Annotated in this window: 1 protein-coding gene; it reads left to right on the top strand. The window is 58.2% G+C overall.

Annotation, left to right across the window (positions count from 1 at the left end; genetic code table 11):
• The first annotated feature begins 83 nt into the window (after positions 1-83).
• Complete coding sequence (locus tag EOC94_RS33800) at positions 84-248, top strand: hypothetical protein (RefSeq protein ID WP_127295902.1); 165 nt, start codon at positions 84-86, stop codon at positions 246-248.
• Positions 249-400: the final 152 nt, after the last annotated feature.

Below are 400 nucleotides of genomic sequence, written 5' to 3'. Positions count from 1 at the left end.
ACCCAGGATTATCCGAAGTGGAAATTATACTCGTTTGAAGGCGAAGGCCAGCGGCCGTCTAATCGCATCAAAGGAGACTGACCATGATCCAGTTGCTGAGCATCTTTGGCGATGTCATGCGGATCGCAACGTTTCAATGGCGTGACAGAAGACAGCATGAAAAGCGTTACGAAGAGCCGACCAGTCGTGCCCGGTGGGCGTCTTCGCCTGACAGGCAGCCGTTTCGCCGTTCCGCCCGTGACGACTGAGTGCGCACAAGGAGTGGGGATTGCGTTCTCCAGTGGAAGCTCACATCTATCGCCTGGGAAACGCGATACGGAGACTGTGATGCGCGACCAGCATGGGCATGCGCATATCGCCAGGCCGCCGAAACGCGGCCGCAACTGGCCCGGTCCATGGC

Origin of the sequence: Mesorhizobium sp. M6A.T.Ce.TU.016.01.1.1, from assembly GCF_003997065.1 — a bacterium.
Taxonomy (GTDB): domain Bacteria; phylum Pseudomonadota; class Alphaproteobacteria; order Rhizobiales; family Rhizobiaceae; genus Mesorhizobium; species Mesorhizobium mediterraneum.
Note: the sequence above shows the minus strand (reverse complement) of the source record. Positions and strands in the feature narration are given on the sequence as shown.